Annotated in this window: 13 protein-coding genes; 9 read left to right on the forward strand and 4 right to left on the reverse strand. The window is 70.2% G+C overall.

Annotation, left to right across the window (positions count from 1 at the left end; translation table 11 throughout):
- Positions 1-303 precede the first annotated feature (303 nt).
- From ASG60_RS22445 to ASG60_RS04170, 6 genes are all read left to right on the forward strand, one after another.
- Positions 304-549 (forward strand): hypothetical protein, encoded by a 246-nt coding sequence (locus ASG60_RS22445; protein WP_056167940.1) that lies wholly within the window; start codon positions 304-306, stop codon positions 547-549.
- A 144-nt stretch (positions 550-693) separates the two neighbouring features.
- Positions 694-2070, forward strand: a complete 1377-nt coding sequence (gene glmU, locus ASG60_RS04150) for a bifunctional UDP-N-acetylglucosamine diphosphorylase/glucosamine-1-phosphate N-acetyltransferase GlmU (protein WP_056384328.1) — start codon at positions 694-696, stop codon at positions 2068-2070.
- Positions 2071-2219: 149 nt separating this feature from the next.
- Positions 2220-4061: a glutamine--fructose-6-phosphate transaminase (isomerizing) gene (gene glmS, locus ASG60_RS04155; protein ID WP_056167954.1), complete on the forward strand. Its 1842-nt coding sequence runs from the start codon at positions 2220-2222 to the stop codon at positions 4059-4061.
- 143 nt (positions 4062-4204) lie between these two features.
- Positions 4205-4624 (forward strand): hypothetical protein, encoded by a 420-nt coding sequence (locus ASG60_RS04160; RefSeq protein WP_056358216.1) that lies wholly within the window; start codon positions 4205-4207, stop codon positions 4622-4624.
- Positions 4625-4652: 28 nt separating this feature from the next.
- The gene (locus ASG60_RS04165) at positions 4653-5921 is read left to right on the forward strand and encodes a PHB depolymerase family esterase (protein ID WP_056384329.1); all 1269 of its coding nucleotides are present in this window, start codon (positions 4653-4655) and stop codon (positions 5919-5921) included.
- A gap of 123 nt (positions 5922-6044) precedes the next feature.
- Positions 6045-6803 carry a DUF502 domain-containing protein gene (locus tag ASG60_RS04170; protein WP_056167963.1) on the forward strand — a complete coding sequence of 253 codons (759 nt, stop codon included), beginning with the start codon at positions 6045-6047 and terminating at the stop codon, positions 6801-6803.
- 46 nt (positions 6804-6849) lie between these two features.
- Here ASG60_RS04170 and recG read toward each other — a convergent pair whose 3' ends face one another.
- A complete protein-coding gene (recG, locus tag ASG60_RS04175) occupies positions 6850-8994 on the reverse strand; it encodes an ATP-dependent DNA helicase RecG (RefSeq protein ID WP_056384330.1) in 2145 nt (714 codons plus the stop codon).
- 227 nt (positions 8995-9221) lie between these two features.
- On the opposite strand from recG, the gene ASG60_RS04180 reads away from it, so the two are divergent.
- Both ASG60_RS04180 and mfd read left to right on the forward strand, forming a co-directional pair.
- Positions 9222-9515, forward strand: a complete 294-nt coding sequence (locus ASG60_RS04180) for a succinate dehydrogenase assembly factor 2 (RefSeq protein ID WP_056097355.1) — start codon at positions 9222-9224, stop codon at positions 9513-9515.
- A 104-nt stretch (positions 9516-9619) separates the two neighbouring features.
- Entirely contained in the window at positions 9620-13219 is a 3600-nt protein-coding gene (gene mfd, locus ASG60_RS04185) for a transcription-repair coupling factor (RefSeq protein WP_056384331.1), read from the forward strand.
- Between the two features lie 127 nt (positions 13220-13346).
- On the opposite strand, the gene ASG60_RS04190 is transcribed toward mfd, so the two are convergent.
- Together ASG60_RS04190 and ASG60_RS04195 are read right to left on the reverse strand one after the other, a co-directional pair.
- The gene (locus ASG60_RS04190; protein WP_056167974.1) at positions 13347-13688 is read right to left on the reverse strand and encodes a hypothetical protein; all 342 of its coding nucleotides are present in this window, start codon (positions 13686-13688) and stop codon (positions 13347-13349) included.
- A 289-nt stretch (positions 13689-13977) separates the two neighbouring features.
- A complete protein-coding gene (locus tag ASG60_RS04195; RefSeq protein ID WP_244476572.1) occupies positions 13978-15186 on the reverse strand; it encodes an AMP-binding protein in 1209 nt (402 codons plus the stop codon).
- Positions 15187-15647: 461 nt separating this feature from the next.
- On the opposite strand from ASG60_RS04195, the gene ASG60_RS04200 reads away from it, so the two are divergent.
- Positions 15648-16424, forward strand: coding sequence for an invasion associated locus B family protein (locus ASG60_RS04200; RefSeq protein WP_056167979.1), 777 nt, complete (start codon positions 15648-15650; stop codon positions 16422-16424).
- A gap of 107 nt (positions 16425-16531) precedes the next feature.
- On the opposite strand, the gene hspQ is transcribed toward ASG60_RS04200, so the two are convergent.
- Positions 16532-16885, reverse strand: a complete 354-nt coding sequence (hspQ, locus tag ASG60_RS04205; protein WP_056263904.1) for a heat shock protein HspQ — start codon at positions 16883-16885, stop codon at positions 16532-16534.
- Positions 16886-16915: the final 30 nt, after the last annotated feature.

The following is a 16915-nucleotide window of genomic DNA, read 5'->3' on the forward strand; positions in this document are numbered from 1 at the left end:
CGCGGGAGCGTCGGACGGGTGAGCAACGGCAGCGTGGGAACCTGGGAGCGGCAGCGTCATGGGACCTGTCGTTTGGGCGCGCTCGGGCGCCGGATTGATGGAGAGCGCGGCTCAGGCGCAGGGTCTACCATGCGTCGGCCTGAACTGGAGATTAAGTGTCACACAACGCCCAAGTCCCCGGTCCCGTTCGACGCGTCGGAGCCGGTTCGCCCCCCACAAGCCTGGCCGTCTGGCCGAGCCGGCGCGCTTATGGCACATCGAGACCGTCGATGGTCATCGTCGACGCCGCAACGGAGGCTCTTCATGGCACTGATTCCATGCCCCGCCTGCACGCACCGTGTGTCCACGCAGGCCTTGGCTTGCCCCGCCTGCGGCCATCCCGGTCAGGAGCATTCCCCGCGGGGCGGAGGCGGCGGCATCGCCCGGGTGCTGGGCCACGTCGCCGGCACCTACATCTCCACGACGACTCTGGCGAGCCTGGCGCTGGGCTGCGTCATGTTCGTCTGCGTCGCCGCCGTGCTGATCACGCTGATCCTCTCCGGTCGCTGATTCCGAGGGCGGTGCTTGTTCCAGTGAAGGCGCTTGTTCCAGGGAAGGTGTTTGCGAACCCGGCGGGAGTCAGCCGGGGCCTTGCCAGACCCGGCGGTGGCGCAGTAGCGCACCGGCAGCGCGCGTAAGGACTGGGACCGACCGATGGATGCAGCGACGACGACCGGGCGCAGCCTCACCGCCATCGTGCTGGCCGCCGGCAAGGGCACGCGGATGCGCTCGGATCGGCCCAAGGTCCTCCACGCCGTGGCCGGGCGGACCATGCTCGGCCACGTGCTCACCGCCGCCCGCGAGGCCGGCGCGGGCCGCATCGCCGTGGTGGTGGAGCCGGGGCAGGCGGCCGTCGCCCGGGAGATCGAGCGGATGGCCCCGGGCGCCGCCGTGTTTCCCCAGGCCGAGCGCCTCGGCACCGCCCACGCGGTGCTGGCCGCCCGCGACGCCCTGACGGCCGGCGACGACGACGTGATCGTCGCCTTCGGCGACACCCCCCTCGTCACCGGCGCCACCCTCGCGCGCCTGCGCGCGCCCCTGGCCGACGGCGCCGCCGTGGCGGTGCTGGCCTTCGACAGTCCGAACCCCACGGGCTACGGCCGCGTGCTGACGGACGGCGGACGGGTGGTGGCCATCCGGGAGGAGAAGGACGCCACCCCCCCAGAGCGGGCCGTGACCCTGTGCAATGCCGGGCTGATGGCGCTCTCGGGCCGGCACGCCCTCGACCTCCTCGCCCGCATCGGCAACGCCAACGCGGCCGGCGAGTACTATCTGCCCGACGCCGTCGCCCTCGCCGTCGCGGACGGGCTCACCGTAGCCGTGGTGGCCGTGGACGAAGCCGAGGCGCAGGGCGTCAACGACCGGATCCAACTCGCCGTCGCCGAGGCCGAGATCCAGAGTCGCCTGCGGCGCGCAGCGCAGCTCGGCGGGGCGACCCTGATCGCCCCTGAGACGGTTTTCTTCAGTGTCGACACGGTTTTGGGCCGGGACGTTCTAGTGGAACCTCATGTGGTGTTCGGCCCTGGCGTCACCGTCGGTGACGGCTCTGTCGTCCACGCCTTCTCGCATCTCGAAGGCGCCACCCTGGCGCCGGGCGTCCAGATCGGTCCCTATGCCCGCCTGCGCCCCGGCGCGGTGCTGGAGGCGGGCGCACGGGTCGGCAACTTCGTCGAGATCAAGAACGCGCGCCTCGGCGCCGGCGCCAAGGCCAACCACCTGAGCTACCTCGGCGACGCCGAGATCGGGGCGGGCGCCAATGTCGGGGCCGGCACCATCACCTGCAACTACGACGGAGTGAACAAGCATCGCACCACCATCGGGGCGGGCGCCTTCATCGGCTCGAACACCGCCCTCGTCGCCCCCGTCACCGTGGGGGCCGGTGCCATCGTCGGGGCGGGCTCGGTGATCGCGGCCGATGTCCCCAAGGACGCGCTGGCCGTCTCGCGGGCGCGCCAGCGCAACCTCGCCGGATGGGCGCCGGGCAAGCGTGCGGCTCTGGCCGCCGAGAAGGCCAAGCGCGCAAAATCGTAAACCATGCGGGCGGTTGGGCCGATTGCCTCAAGCTTGCGTTGAGGGTTTGCCGGCGACCCTTGGCGTCGACCGGGTGGCGCGCCTGTTCCAATCCGATACAAGCCCGGCTCGGCCGCGGTTTGGCGGCCCGTTTGTGAGAGACACGACCCATGTGCGGAATCGTTGGCATCGTCGGACGGGACGCCGTGGCCGGGCAGCTCGTGGAGGCCCTGCGCCGGCTCGAGTATCGCGGCTACGATTCGGCCGGCATCGCCACCCTGACGCAGGGGCGCCTGGAACGCAGGCGCGCGGAGGGCAAGCTCGCCAACCTCGAGGCGCGCCTGCGCGACGAGCCCCTCGCCGGCGCCATCGGCATCGGCCACACCCGCTGGGCGACCCATGGGCGCCCCAACGAGACCAACGCACACCCACACGCCACGGCGCGCCTCGCCGTGGTCCACAACGGCATCATCGAGAATTTCCGCGAACTCAAGGCCGAGCTGCAGGGCCTCGGGGTCCGCTTCGAGAGCGAGACCGACACCGAGGTCGTGGCCCAGCTTATCAGCCACGCCATGGAGGGGGGCTTAAGCCCCATCGAGGCCGTGGCCGCCTGCCTGCCGCGCCTGCACGGCGCTTTCGCCCTCGGCATCCTGTTCGCCGGCCACGACGACCTGCTCATCGGCGCCCGCCACGGCGCGCCGCTCGCCATCGGGTTCGGCCAAAGGGAAGCAGGGATAGGCGAGACCTATCTCGGCTCCGACGCCCTGGCGCTGGCGCCGTTCACCGAGGAGATCACCTACCTGGAGGAGGGCGACTGGGCGGTCCTGTCCCGCGCGGGCGCCGAGATCCGCGACATCGGCGGGGCCATGGTCGAACGCCCGCGCCAGCGCATCGTCGCCCAGGCCTACCGGGTCGAGAAGGGCAACCACCGCCACTTCATGGCGAAGGAGATCCACGAGCAGCCGGAGGTCGTGGGCCGGACCCTCGCCCACTACGTCGATCTGGCCAATGGCCGCGTCGCCCTGCCGGGGGACCTGCCGTTCGATTTCGCCACGCTCTCGCGGCTGTCCATCACCGCCTGCGGCACGGCCTACTACGCCGGGCTCGTGGCCAAATACTGGTTCGAGACCCTGGCGCGCCTGCCCGTGGAGATCGACGTCGCCTCCGAGGCGCGCTACCGCGAGCCGCCCCTCGACCGCGACGGCCTCACCCTGGTGATCTCGCAATCGGGCGAGACCGCCGACACACTGGCCTCCCTGCGCTACGCCAAGAGCCAAGGCCAGCACACCCTGGCGGTGGTCAACGTGCCGACCTCGACCATCGCCCGCGAGGCCTCCGCCGTGGTGCCGACCCTGGCCGGCCCGGAGATCGGCGTCGCCTCCACCAAGGCGTTCTCGTGCCAGCTCACCGTGCTCCTGTGCCTCGCCATCGCGGCGGGCCGGGCGCGCGGCACCCTGAGCGCGGAGCGCGAGCGCGGCTTGGTCGACGCCCTCATCACCGTGCCGGGCCTCATGGCCGAGGCGGCCAAGCGCGAGGGCGAGATCGAGGTTTTGGCCCGCGAGGTCTCGAAGGCCCGTGACGTGCTCTATCTGGGGCGCGGCACCAGCTACCCGATGGCGCTGGAGGGCGCCCTGAAGCTGAAGGAAATCAGCTACATCCACGCCGAAGGGTATGCGGCGGGCGAACTCAAGCACGGCCCCATCGCCCTCATCGACGAGAGCGTGCCGGTCATCGTCATCGCCCCCCATGACGCGATCTTCGAGAAGACCGTGTCGAACATGCAGGAGGTGGCGGCGCGCGGCGGCCGCATCATCCTCATCGGCGACGCCAAGGGCGCCGCGGCGGCCGGCCTCGAGACCATGGCGACGGTGACCATGCCCGACTGCGATCCGGTGGTGGCGCCCATCGTCTACGCCGTGCCGATCCAGCTCATCGCCTACCATACGGCGGTGTTCATGGGGAAAGACGTGGACCAGCCGCGCAACCTCGCGAAATCCGTGACGGTGGAATAACCGCGCGGGAATCGTCCCGCTCCATCACCAGCCCGCCCTGAAACACGGTCCCGCCCACGGCGACTGATCGCGGACCCTTGCGCTTTTCCATCCCGTCGCCATCTTCAGACCATCCAACCGGATGGCCTGGAGGGGTTCGAGAGATGGAAGACAACGTTCACGCCCTGCGGCCGAAGCTGCCCGACAGCGAGAAGGTCACGGTCAATCTCGGCTTCGTCGACCTCGGGCACATCGATCTGATGGTTCGCGACGGCTTCTTCGCCAACCGGGCCGACTTCATCCGCACCGCCGTGCGCAACCAGCTCGAACGCCAGGGCGAGGCCGTGCGCCAGTCCGTGGCCCGCAAGGGCCTCGAACTCGGGCTCTCCCATTACAGCCGCGCCGCCCTTGAGGCGGCGCGCGACGCCGGCGCGCCGCTCCACATCCAGGTGCTCGGCCTCGCCAGCATCGCCCCCGACGTCACCCCCGAACTCGCCCGCGCCGCCATCGCCTCCGTGCAGGTGCTGGGTGCCTTCCAGGCGAGCCCGGCGGTCAAGGCGGCCCTCGCCGACCGCATCGCCTGAACTCCCTCACCGACAAGGATTCCGATCCATGGCCCCATTCGACGCAACCCACTTCTCCGCCATCGACATGGCCGCCGTCACCCGCCTGACCCAGGCCGGGCGGCTCGCCGAGGCGATGGCCCTGCTCCAGGGCAAGCCTGCGCCCGAGGCGGACGCACCGAAGGACACGAAGCGCCCGCGCCCGATCCTCGACATGGTGGCCCCGACGGACGGCACCGGGGCCTGGACGGCGCCGGGGGCAGACAGGGACACCACTGCCGACGCACCCACGCAGGCGGCACGGCTCGACCCCGCACAGGCCCTGCGCGCCCTATCCGAGCGCTTCACCAAGGCCGGCGGTCTGGCGGCGGCGATGCCGAACCTCGAAGGTTTCGGTCAGGGCCTCGGTCAGGGACTTGGCCGAGGCCCCGCCACGAAGCCGATTCCGGTGCCCGAGGGCGCCCGCTTCGAGACAGGCCACTTCACCAGTGCGGGGGGCGCCCGCGACTACAAGGTCTACGTGCCGAGTGGCCGGACGGGCGAGACGCTCCCCGTGATCGTGATGCTGCACGGCTGCACCCAGTCGCCCGACGACTTCGCCGCCGGTACCCGCATGAACGCGCTGGCCGAGACGCAGGGCTTCCTCGTGGCCTATCCGGCGCAGCCCCCCTCGGCCAACGCGCAGAAATGCTGGAACTGGTTCAACGCCGGCGACCAGCAGCGCGAGGGCGGCGAACCGGCCCTCATCGCCGGTATCGCCCGGGCGGTGGTGGCCGAGTTCGGCGGCGACGCAACCCGCGTCTACGTCGCCGGCCTCTCGGCGGGCGGGGCGGCGGCGGCCATCATGGCCGCGACCTATCCCGACCTGTTCGCGGCGGTCGGCGTCCATTCGGGCCTCGCCTGCGGGGCGGCCCGCGACATGCCGTCCGCCTTCGCGGCCATGAACGGCGGCGGGGCGGTCCAGGCGCGCGGGAACGGCCCGGCCGTGCCGACCATCGTGTTCCACGGCGACGGCGACCGCACGGTCCATCCCGTCAACGGCGAACGGGTCATCGCCCAGGCGACGCCCGCCGAGGCTCTCGGTACCACGGTCACCAACGGCACCGCGCCGGGGGGCACCCGCTACACCCGCACGGTCCGGACCGACGAGGCCGGTCGCGCCGTGCTGGAGCATTGGCTCCTGCACGGCACCGGCCACGCATGGTCCGGCGGCAGCCCGGACGGGTCCTACACCGATCCGCGCGGCCCCGATGCCAGCGCCGAGATGGTGCGCTTCTTCCTGGCGCACACGCTCGCGGAACGCCCGACCCGACACTGAACCGGCGGGCCGGGCGCGCAGGCGCGACCTTGAGCCCGGCACCGTCTGCGGCTACCTCTACGCAAGCGGGCCGGGGCCGGCCGACGATCCTCGGGCGCCGTTCCCCGCGCCGAAAGTGCATCCGTGGCGACACTCATCCCACCGGTCCCCGAACCAGAGCCCGCAGGCGCCCGCCCCCGGGTGAGCGCACGCGGGCGCCTGCGGACCTACTTCCTCACCGGCATCATCGTCTCGGGCCCCCTGGCGATCACCATCTACATCACGTGGTGGTTCATCAGCCTCATCGACGGCTGGGTGAAGCCCCTGGTGCCGGCGAGCTACCTGCCCGACCATTACCTGCCGTTCTCGATCCCAGGCCTCGGCCTCGTCATCGCCTTCCTGGCGGTGACCCTGCTGGGCTTCCTCACGGCCAACCTCGTCGGCCGCAGCGTCGTCGAGTTCGGCGAGGTGCTGCTCGCCCGGACCCCGGTGATCTCGGGGCTGTACAAGGGCCTGCGCCAGATCTTCGAGACGCTGTTTTCGGCCAACGGCACCTCGTTCCGCACTGTCGGCCTCGTGGAATTTCCGGTGAAGGGCACTTGGTCGGTGGTGTTCCTGTCGGCGCCGGCCGCGCCCGACGTGCAGAACGCCCTGGCGCCCGGCGGCGACCATGTCGGCGTGTTCCTGCCCTGCGCGCCCAATCCGACCACGGGGTTCTTCTTCTATCTGCCGCGCCACGACATCGTGGAGATCGCCATGAGCGTGGACGATGCGGCCAAACTCGTCATGTCGGCGGGCGTGATCCAGCCCGACGATCCGCACGCACGGATCCAGGCCATGGCCGCCACCTTGCGCCATGCGCAGGAAGCGGCGGTGAAGCCCGCTGCCCCGGTGGACGCCTGAGCGAAGCCCAGATCCGCGTCGCGAAGCGATCGACCGGTATGAGGGGTCATCCGGCTCCGAGGAGACGGATCGCAGCGTCGCGCTCGAACAGGTAGAGCAGCACCCTGAGGGCCCGGCCCCGCTCGCTCTTGAGGCCGGGATCGCGCTGGACCACGAGTTGGGCGTCGTCGCGGGCGACCTGCAGCAGTTCGGCGTCGGTCTCCAGGCTCGCGAGGCGGAAGGCGGCCAGGCCGGATTGGCGCGTGCCCAGTACCTCGCCCTCGCCGCGCAGGCGCAGGTCCTCCTCGGCGATGCGAAACCCGTCCTCGGTCTCGCGCATCATCTCCAGGCGTGCCCGCGAGACCTGCCCCAGCGGCCCGCGATAGAGCAGCAGGCAGGTGGATGCCCTGGCGCCCCGCCCGACCCGACCGCGCAGCTGGTGGAGCTGGGCCAGCCCGAAACGCTCGGCATGCTCGATGACCATGATGGTCGCCTCCGGCACGTCGACGCCGACCTCGACCACGGTGGTGGAGACGAGGATCTTCGTGACGCCGGCGGAGAACCGTTCCATAGCGGCGTCCTTGTCCGGCCCCGGCATCTTGCCGTGGATCAACCCGACGGCGTCGCCGAAGCTGTGGCGCAGATCCGCGAACCGCTCCTCCGCTGCCGCGAGATCGATGAATTCGGATTCGGCCACCAGGGGACAGATCCAGTAGACCCGGTCGCCGGCCGCCAACGCGCGGCCCAACCCCGCCACCACCTCGTCGAGGCGGTCGGTGGAGACGAGGCGGGTGACGATGGCCTGGCGGCCGGCGGGTTTCTCGTCGAGCACCGAGACGTCCATGTCGCCAAAGCAGGTCAGCGCCAGGGTGCGGGGAATGGGTGTGGCGGTCATCACCAGGATGTCCACGGCCTGGCCCTTGGCCCCGAGCGCCAGGCGCTGGTGGACGCCGAAGCGGTGCTGCTCGTCCACCACGGCCACGCCGAGATCGCGAAAGACCACGCTGTCCTGGAACAGGGCATGGGTGCCGACCACGATGTCGATGGTGCCGGCCGCAAGGTCTGCGAGCGTCGCGCGGCGCTCGGCGGCCCGGTCGCGCCCGGTGAGGAGGCGCAGGCGCAGGCTCCCGGCCATGGGCCCGAGCCGCTCGAAATGCTGGCGGGCGAGGATTTCCGTGGGGGCCATGAGCGCCGCTTGCCGCCCGACCTCGATGGCGGAGGCCATGGCCAGCAGCGCCACGGCGGTCTTGCCCGAGCCGACATCGCCCTGGAGCAGGCGCAGCATGCGCCGATCGGAGGCGAGATCGGCGCGGATCTCCGCGACGGCGCGCTTCTGGGCACCCGTGAGCCCGAAGGGCAGGGCGGCCTCGATTCGGTCCTTCAAGTGCCCGTCGCCCGCGTTGGCCCGGCCCGGTGCCCGGCGGTTGCGGGCGCGGAGCAGCGCGAGCGCCAGTTGCGAGGCCAGGAGTTCGTCGTAGGCAAGACGCCTCCGGGCAGGCGTCCGGGGTGCGCTCGTCGCGCCGTCCGGAACGGGCGGCGGGGCGTTCTCGGGGCGATGCTCGGCGCGCAATGCGTCGGCGAAGGTCGGCAAACTCTCGCGGGCCAGCCAGGCCGGGTCCTGCCATTCGGGCAGCACCGGCAGGCGCTCCAGCGCCGCGTGCGCCAGCTTCGAGATCGCCCGCGAGGTTAGCCCCTCCGTGGCGCCGTAGACCGGCTCGACGGCGGGGAGGGCGGCGAGCCCCGCCTCGTCGATGATGCGGGCCGGGTGCACCATCTGGCGGTGGCCGTCGTAGAGGTCGATGCGGCCGGTGATGTAGCGGTGGGCGCCCAGCGGCAGCATCTTCTCCACCCGGGGGGCCGGCATGCCGAAGAACACCAGGGTGATGTCGCCCGTCGCATCTTCCACCAGAACCCGGAACGGGCGCTTGCCGGCGCCGGCTTGGGGCGGGCGGTACTCGGTCACGGTGACGCCGAGGGTCACCGGCTCGCCGGGCGGCGCCTCCGCGATGGAGCCGAGGAGCTTTCGCACCACGCCGCCCTGGGGCAGGTGGAACAGGAGATCGACGATGCGGGCCGGCTGCTCGGGGGTGCCCAGCAGCCGCTCGATCATCGGCGCCATCTTCGGTCCGATGCCCGGCAAGCCGCGCGCCGGTGCGAAGAGCGGGTCGAGGATGGTCGGGCGGAGCGGGGCAGGGCGGGGGTCGTCGGTCATGCGGCTCGGGCGAGGGCGGTTTTCGCGGACGCTAAGGCGGTGGCCTTAAGAGGTTGGCGCATGCGCCGGGCGGGATGGTGACGCGACGCGGTGCCTCTATATACGTCTTGAAAGGCTTGGTCCCGGCGCGGATGCCGCATCGGCCCGGGTCCGAAGATCCTCCGATCCCGGGATCCCTTGATACCGAGTTCCCGTCATCCCCGGATCACAGCATCACAGGCGAGCCCATGTCCGGAACCACCCGCACCAGCGCGGACCTCGATCCACGCCGCCGCCGCACCCTCTTCCGCGCCTGGCATCGCGGCATCCGCGAGATGGACCTCATCATGGGCCGCTTCGCCGATGCCGAGATCGGCACCCTGACGGAGGAGGAACTAACCCTGTTCGAGGCGCTCATCGAGGTGCCGGACCGCGACCTGTTCCGCTGGCTCACGGGCGAGGACGAGACGCCGCAGAACTACGATACCCCCGTGTACCGCCGCCTCAAGGCGTTCCATAAGCACGACGCGCCGATTCACTAGACACCGCGCGACCGCACGGGACCGTCCGACGCCCTCGATCCCCCCTACGGGGAGGGATGCCGCGTTGCGCCTCGCCCACCGAACGAGTTCAGACACCCGACCCGATGGCAAAACCCCAACCCAAAGCCCCCGCGCCCGCCCCAAAGCCCCCCGTGGCGCGCTTCGCCCTGCCGAAATCCGGGCCCCTCGCCCGCGCGCTGGAGGCGCTCAAGCGTGGCGACAGCCCGACGCTCGCCAACGTGCCGGAAGGGTTCGACGCCGTCGTGGTGGCGGATCTCGCCCGGGCGCTGAGCCGCGACGTCGAGGGGCCGGCGGTCCTCGTCCACGTCGCGCGCGATTCCGGGCGCGCGGCGGCCTTCGTCAACGCCCTGAAGTTCGTCGCCCCCGAGATCGAGGCCATGAGCGTCCCGGCCTGGGACTGCCAGCCCTACGACCGCGTCTCGCCCAACGCCGCCATCGCGGCTCAGCGCATGACCGCCCTGTCGCGGCTCTCCCGGTCACGCTCGTCGGAGGAGCAGCCGCGCATCCTGTGCACCACGGTCAATGCTTTGATTCAGAGGGTGCCGCCCAAAGAGAAGATCGCCGTCGAGACCTTCTCGGCCGCCATCGGCAACGTGGTGCCCATGGATCAGGTCACCGCCTGGGTCGAGGCCAACGGCTTCTTGCGCACGGGGACGGTGCGGGACACCGGCGAGTACGCCGTGCGCGGCGGCATCCTCGACCTGTCGCCGCCCGGCCTGCCGAACCCGATCCGCCTCGACTTCTTCGGCGACACCCTCGAATCGATCCGCGCCTTCGACCCCGAGACCCAGCGCACCATCGGGCAGCTGCGCTCCCTCGACCTCGTCCCCATGAGCGAGGTCCAGCTCACCACGGAGACGATCCGGCGCTTCCGCCAGGGCTACATCGGAAGCTTCGGTGCCGCGACCCGTGACGACCGTCTCTACGAGACCATCAGCGAGGGCCGGCGCTACGCCGGCCTCGAGCACTGGATGCCGCTGTTCTACGACCATCTCGACACCCTGTTCGACTACGTCGCCGGCGTGCCCCTGGTGTTCGACGCGCAGGTCGACGAGGCCGCCACCGAGCGCCTCACCCTGATCCGCGACTATTACGATGCCCGCGCCGAGGCGGTGAAGGCCCCGTCCCCGGGGGTCGCGCCCTACAAGCCCCTCAAGCCCTCGGCCCTGTACCTGACGCCCAACGAGTGGCGCGACCGGGTGGCGGCGGCAGCGATCGCCCGGCTTTCGCCCTTCACCCTGTCCGAAAACTCGGAGCGCCTGACCATCGATTGCGAGGGTCGGCAAGGCCGCACCTTCGCGGCCGAGCGCGCCGACGAATCGGCCAGCGTGTTCGATGCAGCGGTGGCGCACGTCAAGGACCTGCAGGGATCCGGTCATCACGTGATCCTTGGATCCTGGTCCGACGGCTCGCGCGACCGCCTGTGCAGCGTGCTCTCCGACCATGGGCTCAAGAAGCCCATCGCCATCAACACCCTGACGGCGGTGAACGCACTCAAGCGCGGCACCGACGTGGCGGTGGCGGTGTGGGGCCTGGAGAGCGGCTTTACCGTCGACAAGCTCGCGGTGATCTCGGAAGGCGACATCCTCGGCGACCGGCTGGTGCGCCAGAAGCGCAAGGCCAAGCGCCCGCAGGACATCATCCTCGAAGTCCAGGCGCTCCAGGCCGGCGACCTCGTGGTCCATGCCGACCACGGCATCGGCCGGTTCGTCGGCCTGAAGACGGTGACGGCCGCGGGGGCACCGCACGATTGCCTCGAGATCCAGTATGCGGGCGGCTTGCTGCTCCTGCCCGTGGAGAACATCGAGCTTCTGACCCGCTACGGCTCGGAGGATGCGGAGGTCGCCCTCGACCGTCTCGGCGGCGGCGCCTGGCAGGCCCGCAAGGCCAAGATGAAGAAGCGCATCCTCGAGATGGCGGGCCAGCTCATCCGGGTCGCGGCCGAGCGCTTCGTGCGCCAGGCCCCGCGCCTGCACGCGCCGGAAGGCCTCACCGACGAGTTCGCGGCGCGCTTCGCCTTCAACGAGACCGAGGACCAGGCCAACGCCATCGACGCGGTGCTCACCGACCTCAACGCCGGCCGGCCCATGGACCGGCTGGTGTGCGGCGACGTCGGCTTCGGCAAGACCGAGGTGGCCCTGCGTGCGGCCTTCGCCGGCGCCATGGGCGGCAAGCAGGTGGCGGTGGTGGTGCCCACCACGCTCCTGGCGCGCCAGCACTACCGGACCTTCGCCGAGCGCTTCAAAGGCCTGCCCGTCGAGGTCGCCCAGATGTCGCGCTTCGTCTCCAACACCGAGATGAAGCGGGTGCGCGACGGTCTCACCGCCGGCACCGTCGACATCGTCATCGGCACCCACGCGCTGCTGGCCAAGAACGTGGCGTTCAAGGATCTCGGCCTCATCATCGTCGACGAGGAGCAACATTTCGGCGTGGCCCACAAGGAGCGCCTCAAGGCGCTCCAGGCCGACGTGCACGTGCTCACCCTCTCGGCGACGCCGATCCCCCGCACCCTGCAGCTCGCCATGACGGGGGTCCGCGAACTCTCCATCATCGCGACGCCGCCGGTGGACCGCCTCGCCGTGCGCACCTCCGTGACGCCGTTCGATCCCCTGCTGATCCGGGAGGCGCTGCTGCGCGAGCGCTATCGCGGCGGCCAGTCGTTCTACGTGGTGCCACGCATCGAGGATCTGGCCGAGGTCAAGAAATTCCTCGACACCGAGATGCCCGAGACGACCGTGGCGGTCGCCCATGGCCAGATGGCGGCGGGCCAGCTCGAGGACGTGATGACGGCGTTCTACGAGGGCAAGTACGATGTTCTGCTCTCGACGACCATCGTCGAATCCGGCCTCGACATTCCGACGGCCAACACGTTGATCGTGCACCGGGCCGACATGTTCGGCCTCGCCCAGCTGTACCAGCTGCGCGGCCGCGTCGGGCGCGCCAAGGCCCGGGCCTACGCGCTGTTCACGACGCCGGCCAACCGCACCCTGACGGTGCAGGCCGACAAGCGCCTGAAGGTGCTCCAGACCCTCGACACCTTGGGCGCCGGCTTCCAGCTCGCCTCCCACGACCTCGACATCCGCGGCGCCGGCAATCTGCTGGGTGACGCCCAGTCGGGACACATCAAGGAGGTCGGCTACGAGCTTTACCAGCAGATGCTGGAGGATGCCGTCACCGCGCTCAAGGCCGGCATCGAGGAGCCGGTGGAGGAGGCTTGGTCGCCCACCATCGCGCTGGGCGCCCCGGTCACCATCCCGGAGGACTACGTCGAGGATCTCACCGTGCGGCTCGGCCTCTACCGCCGACTCTCGACCCTCGAGAACGATGCCGAGATGGAAAGCTTCGGCGCCGAACTCATCGATCGGTTCGGGCCGCTGCCGCCGGAGGTGGAGCAGCTCCTCAAGATCGTCACCATCAAGATCCTGTGTCGCGACTGCAACGTCGAGAAGGTCGAGGCCGGCCCAAAGGGCGCCGTGGTGCATTTCCGCGACCGGTCGTTCGCCAACCCGCAGGGCCTCGTCGCCTACGTCGCCGGCCAAGCGTCCTTCGCCAAGGTGCGTCCGGACATGAGCATCGTGTTCATCCGCGACCTCGACTCGATCCCCGAGCGCCTCAAGATCACCACCACGATCCTGCGTGAATTGTCGAAGATCGCACGCGTCAAGAAGGCGAAGGCGGCCTGAACGTGAAACGGACGCGCTTTGCAGCGCGCCCGTCGAACCTGATTCCGTGAATTCTATAAAGGGCTTACGGGCGAACGCTCACATTCTTTCTCAGAGCCGAATCGCCCGGATCGCTTTGTGGTGGCCTCTAGAGATCGGGCTCGTTGAGCACGTAGGGGCCGATCTCGCTCTGCAGATCGATGCGGGTTCCGGCTTGGCCGGCCATGAGCTCATCCACGACGATGACCGGGATGCCGGCATGGCGCATCTGCTCGCGCAAGCGCTCGGACAGCAACGCATAGGCCGGATCGCGCGAAGACACCTGCAGCAGGATGGCAGCCGGGCGCGCGATAACCGCGAGCACGTCCTGTGCCGCCTCCAGGGAGGCGGTGACGCTGGCATAGCCGAGCTCCGCGAGCTCCGCAGCCAGCGATCGGTCGATGGCCCGACGGCCATCATCGACAACGAGAACCTGTTGCAGCGCACCCATGAGCGTCAGCGGTAGTCCATCCATCGTCCCTTGGGAAGGGACCCGTGTGACAACACACACGGCGACGATTGGTTCGCCGACATGAAAACATGGTTTTCACATCATGGGACGGGAGCCCGAGGGCAACGAACCAGAACTACCCTTCATGCGGGGCTTGCGGATCTCGTGGCAAACTACTGCTCAAAAGGGTATTTTTGAAATTCAGATGATTCGATTGACTGGGATCCGGCTTGATCTCGATTTTATGACGTGACGCGATCGATTTGGTGACGCGCTCGCGTGCGATGCCTCAGTGATCCTCGACGCCCATGGCGCGGCCGCCGGCGACGGGCACGCGAAACGACGAGGGCAGCCACCCCTCCGCGAAATCCGGTTGGGGAATGCCGCGTTGCAGCGGCCCCGCGTGACAGGCGAGTCCCCGAAAGGCAAGGGCGCCATCGGGGTCGCGGCGCAGGCTCATCAGGATGGACCGGGGATCGGCCCGTTCGGGAGCCGCCAACGTGAGGGTGACATCGTTGTCACGGCGTGCGCCGGTGAGCAGGGCGATCTCCTCGAAGGCGACCACGTCGATCACCGGAACCGCGTCCGGACGGGAGGACAGGCGGCGCTGGGGGAAGCGGCTCGGCGTGCGGTGCACGAGTACGAGACTGGCAAGGGTCGCAGGCAGGTGGCTCGCGGCGAAGTTGGCCTCCAAGGCCGCCGGCACCACGAGGTGGGTCGCCACCGGGCGCGCCAGGGCCTCGGCGAATCCCGCCGCCTCGAACATCGGCATCGCCTCGAAGGTCGCGCCGGCCACGAGGGCGGCACCGAGACCCGTGACGAGCCCGCGCAGGTCGCTGCCGGGCAGGAGTGTGAGGAGACGCTCGCCCGGCGCCATCCGGGCGGTGATCCCATGCACTGCGATGGCGGCCGCCAGGGCATCGGCGCTGCGGTGGATCGGGCAGGCGGGATCGCCCCCGGCGAAGCTGACCAAGCCGCCGGGTCCCGGGGCGAACGGGCCACCGGACTGGTCGAGCACCATGGCATCGAGGTTGATGACGCCGTCGGGCACGTCCGGCCCGAAGGCGGCGAGGTAGCGCAGGCCGAAATACCGGGCGGCCACCCGGCGCAGGCGCTCGGCCGGATGGGTCGCGCCGAAGCGGGCCTGGGTCAGGACCGCGCTGATGCCGGCGGACTGAACGGCGAGGACGAGGCCGTCCTCGTCCAGAGCTGCGGGCAGGAGGGCCGGAACGTGCCCGGCCGCTTCCACCGCGAGGATGGCGAGGGCTCCCTCGATAGCGTCCGGCAGGGCGATCCCGATCCGGCTCTCCGCCGGAAGCCGCCAGCCGCGGAGGCCGTTGGCGAGGCGAGCCACGATCTCGGCAGCGGCGGCGTAGGTCCAGACGATGGATTGGCGTCCACTCCGGCGGTGCTTATCCGGCGAATCGACGAAGGCGATCCGTTGCGGGTGGGCATGGGCCGTGGCGGCCAGCAGGCTGCACAGGCGCTGGCCGCGCAAGAGGGGGTCGCGCGGCGCGGCGGTCGCATCGCCCGCGGACCTCGGGAGGCTCAGCAGGGCGGGACGGGGCGAGGCCGGAGCGCGCGGCGCGGCAGCGCCGGTCGCGAAGCCCGGTGAAGGGGATGAGATGGCTGGCTGCGCCGACACGTGCGCTTGAACTCCCGATGCCCCACGTTCATGAACCCTTAGGGTTAAGCGCGCCTTAAACCGCCCTGCCCGAACGGCCCGAACGGGGCAGGTGTCATGTCTTCGCCGCATTCCCTGAGGAAAGCAGGCGCGCAATCGTTCAGGCGGGATCGGGACACACCCGATCTGCCGGCGCTGGGCCGCCAAGCCGGTGCGCGGGTCCTAGTCCGTCGTCACCGTGTCGCTTCGCGTCCAAACGCCCACCGGGACCTCGCGTCCCGGCCGCGCCTCCCATACAAGTCCGTCGATTTCCAGATTCCAAGGGGCCAGACCTGATGTCCTTCGCCAACCGTCCCGCGCGCCCGCTGCGCATCGCCGCGTTCCTTGCCCTGGCGGGTCTTGCCGGACCGGCCCTCGCGCAGGCTCCGAAGCCGAAGCCGGGCGCGCCTGCGCCGACGGCCCCTGCCCCGACGGCACCGGCCGCTCCCGCGGGCGGCGGCATGGCGCAGCAGCAGACCGGTCCCCAAACCGTCAACGTGAAGTCCGAGCCGTCCCAAACCGAGTGGACCAAGGTCTGCGGCAAGGACCAGGCGAGCGCAACGGACGTTTGCTACACCACCCGCGACTTCGTCTCCGATCAGGGCCAGCCGGTCCTCGCCGTCGCCGTCTACGACATGAAGAACGCCCAGCAGAACGTACGCGTGGTGCGCTACCTGCTGCCGCTGGGCCTGCTGCTGCAGCCGGGCATCCGCTTCACCGTCGACGGTCAGCAGGGCACGCCGGGCAAGTTCGCCGTCTGCTTCCCCAATGGCTGCTTCGCCGAGGCCGGCGGCGTCGGCAACGACGTCGTCAACGCGATGAAGAAGGGCACCACCCTCAACGTCAGCGTCCAGAACCAGACCCAGCGCGAGGTCACCTTCGCGGTGCCGCTCGCCGGCTTCGGCAAGGCCTTCGACGGCCCCGCCATCGACCCGAAGGTGCTGGAAGAGCAGCAGAAGAAGCTCCAGTCCGAGCTGGAGAAGCGCAGCGACGACATGCGCAAGAAACTCGAGCAGCAGAACGCCACCGGTGGTGCGGCTGCCCCGGCTCCGGCCGCCGCGCCCAAGCCTTGAGAGCGATCGGATCGCGGCCACGCCGCGATCCGCTGGGATTCGAAACGAGAAAGGCCGGGCGAAGGATCGCCCGGCCTTTCTCGTTTCGGGGGCTTTCGAACTTGCGGTCAGTTCGCCTGGGACGTCCGCATCCGGTAGGTGCCCTCCGCATCGCGCTCGAACACCTCGGCGATGCCGGTGTGGCGCAGGGCCTCGCCGGAGGTATCCGGCACAAGGTTCTGCTCGGAGACGTAGGCGACGTACTCGCTCTCGGCGTTCTCGGCGAGCAGGTGATAGAACGGCTGGTCCTTGCGCGGCCGAACCTCCTCGGGAATCGCCAGCCACCATTCCTCGGTGTTGTCGAACACCGGATCGACATCGAACACGATGCCGCGGAACGGATAGATCCGGTGCCGGACCACGGCGCCTAAGCCGAACTTGGCGGTTCTCATTTCGGGCGCGGTGGAAATCGTATCGCTCATCCCCGTCAGATAAGCCGGCCCGCCGCGGTT

Origin of the sequence: Methylobacterium sp. Leaf469 (genome assembly GCF_001424745.1) — a bacterium.
Taxonomy (GTDB): Bacteria; Pseudomonadota; Alphaproteobacteria; order Rhizobiales; family Beijerinckiaceae; genus Methylobacterium.

Excerpts from the sequence above, each read along its gene's own strand:
- glmS (WP_056167954.1), top strand. The coding sequence starts at position 2,220 with ATGTGCGGAATCGTTGGCATCGTCGGACGGGACGCCGTGGCCGGGCAG.
- glmU (WP_056384328.1), top strand. The coding sequence starts at position 694 with ATGGATGCAGCGACGACGACCGGGCGCAGCCTCACCGCCATCGTGCTG.
- recG (WP_056384330.1), bottom strand. The coding sequence starts at position 8,994 with ATGACCGACGACCCCCGCCCTGCCCCGCTCCGCCCGACCATCCTCGAC.
- ASG60_RS22445 (WP_056167940.1), top strand. The coding sequence starts at position 304 with ATGGCACTGATTCCATGCCCCGCCTGCACGCACCGTGTGTCCACGCAG.
- ASG60_RS04190 (WP_056167974.1), bottom strand. The coding sequence starts at position 13,688 with ATGGGTGCGCTGCAACAGGTTCTCGTTGTCGATGATGGCCGTCGGGCC.
- mfd (WP_056384331.1), top strand. The coding sequence starts at position 9,620 with ATGGCAAAACCCCAACCCAAAGCCCCCGCGCCCGCCCCAAAGCCCCCC.
- ASG60_RS04165 (WP_056384329.1), top strand. The coding sequence starts at position 4,653 with ATGGCCCCATTCGACGCAACCCACTTCTCCGCCATCGACATGGCCGCC.
- ASG60_RS04200 (WP_056167979.1), top strand. The coding sequence starts at position 15,648 with ATGTCCTTCGCCAACCGTCCCGCGCGCCCGCTGCGCATCGCCGCGTTC.
- ASG60_RS04180 (WP_056097355.1), top strand. The coding sequence starts at position 9,222 with ATGTCCGGAACCACCCGCACCAGCGCGGACCTCGATCCACGCCGCCGC.
- hspQ (WP_056263904.1), bottom strand. The coding sequence starts at position 16,885 with ATGAGCGATACGATTTCCACCGCGCCCGAAATGAGAACCGCCAAGTTC.
- ASG60_RS04160 (WP_056358216.1), top strand. The coding sequence starts at position 4,205 with ATGGAAGACAACGTTCACGCCCTGCGGCCGAAGCTGCCCGACAGCGAG.